General features: G+C 58.5%; 1 protein-coding gene. It reads right to left on the bottom strand.

Going from position 1 to position 2,155, the window contains the following annotated elements; genetic code table 11:
- The coding region (locus JJB97_RS17760) for an Ig-like domain-containing protein (RefSeq protein ID WP_238715405.1) at positions 1 to 2,155 on the bottom strand (2,155 nt) is incomplete at both ends.

The following is a 2,155-nucleotide window of genomic DNA, read 5'->3' as shown; positions in this document are numbered from 1 at the left end:
GCTGAACAATATTCTTGTTCTGATCCTGCCAGGTGATAACGTAGCCGCCGTCCGGCGTGGCCATAGCGCTTGGGTTGTTCTGGTTACCGGTCTTCGTGGTATTGACCAGGAACTCATCCGTCAGCGCCTGGCCGTCGGAACCGTAGCGACGGGCCAGAACCGAGTCGCCGTTAGGATCCAGGGTACTCTGCCAGGATTCATACACCACAAGGAAGCCGCCATCAGCCAGCGCAACCACCTGCGGGCTGTCCTGGTTGTTCGCCGTGCGCTGGTTAATCTGCTGCTCGGTACCAATTTTGTGCACGCCGTCCGCATCATAGAGCTGCATGTAAACGTTATAGTTTGGTGATAAATTCGTCCCATCGTTACTTTGCCAAATCACCACAATACGGCCATCTTCCAGACGGGTGACCGTCGGGTTTGACTGTTCGTTCGCCGTGGTGGTATTGACCTGTATACTCTCATTCATCAGGCCATAACCGTCCAGCGCCGTACCACGGATAAGAATCGGCGCGCCGGCGTTACCTGCGGCGTCAGAGGCGGAGATATACCCCTTCTCCCCCACTGCCAGCGGGTTTGGCTCCAGGCTCCAGGCGCCTTTGCTGTCCGCTACGGCAACGTGCGAAGCGCCGCTGGCATCCACGACCGTTACCTTTGCTCCAGGCTCGGTCTGCCCGCCCAGTTTGTCGGCGTTATTCACCGAGATGCCAACGTTTGGCGGCAGTGAGTCTGTCGCCGTCTGCGTCGTTGGCTGGTAATCGATGGTGGTAGGATCGTCATTGTTTGCCGTCTCCTGTTCCAGACCAAGCGTTTCCACCAGATCCACAATGCGCCCTTTAATCGCAGAACCCGCGCCGTCCGCCACGCCCTGGTCAGTCCAGGTCACGTAGAGCTGGCCGCCTTCCAGGAAGGTGGCGTCCACCTCAATCTGGTTGCCGTAGGTTAGCTGGTTGATTTGCATCTGCTGACCTATCTTATTGCCCTGCGCGTCAAAGTACTGAGCGTAAATACCGTAGGTGCCTGCGCCCGGCGCGCTATCCGTTGCGGAAACAAAGACAACAACGAAGCTTCCATCGTCACGGCTTACCACAACAGGCAGATGCTGATCGCCCGCCGTCGCGGTATTGATCATAAATTCATCGCCCAGCGCGGCGCCGTTCGCATCGTAGATGCGTCCCCAGACGCTAAAGCCTTGCTGATCCGGGCCGCCGTTGTTATTTGAATCCCAGGTGACGATAAAGTTACCGTTACCCAGCGCCGTAACCACCGGCGAGGCCTGGTCATTAGTCAGCGTCTGGTTAACGACAACAGGCGCGCCGGTCGTTTGCGTGGCCGGGTCATATAACATCACGGTGGAGTCATAACCGGTGCCTTTATTGGTGTAGGCAATGGCCAGTTTGCCGTCTGCCAGCGTTGTGACCGTCGGCAGCGGCTGCCAGTCGCCCGCACCCAGCGCCCACGGCGCGTCGAGCGTAGTGGTCGCCAGGACTTTCTGATCGCCAACCGGCGCGCCGCTTGCGTCATACTGCCGGCCCAGAATCTCCCATACGCCGTTCGCCGTACCCTGCCATACCACCATATAGCCGCCGTCGGCAAGCGTCGTGATAGTCGGGCTTGTTTGGTTGTCTGCGCCGGTACCGGAGTTGATATTTATCTCCGATCCTGAGGCGACAACGCCGCTGATTTGCTCATTACCGTCATGGGTATAGGTAAATTTCTGCCCTTTGATGTATGTCCCGCTGCTCCAGACCACTTCAAAGTCGCCGTTGGGCAGCACCGTGACCTGCGGGGTAAGTTGATCACCCGCCGTCGTGGCGTTCACCATAAACTCACCGCCAACAGGCTGGCCTTTGGCGTCAAGCATCTGCCCTTTAATGCAGGTGCCAGAACCGTCGCCGCTCGTGGACTGCCAGACAACAATAGATCCGCCGCCCGGCAGCGCTGCCACAGATGAGTGCGTCTGATCGCCTGCGGTTGCGGCGTTCACGGTAAACTCAGAGTAGTAGGCGGCATCAGGGCTAACCACAATCCCTTCCACGCCCATACCGCTGCCGTCCACGTTATCGGACTGCCAGGTGATATAGACGTTTCCGTCCGCCGTCAGCGTGGCATCCAGAATATGGGTCACATCTGCAGAATCGCCGCCGTAGCCCTG

Origin of the sequence: Tenebrionibacter intestinalis (genome assembly GCF_016632365.1) — a bacterium.
In the GTDB taxonomy this organism is placed as follows: Bacteria; Pseudomonadota; Gammaproteobacteria; order Enterobacterales; family Enterobacteriaceae; genus Tenebrionibacter; species Tenebrionibacter intestinalis.
The sequence above is the reverse complement of the archived record's forward strand: the minus strand, read 5'-3'. Positions and strand labels throughout refer to the sequence as shown.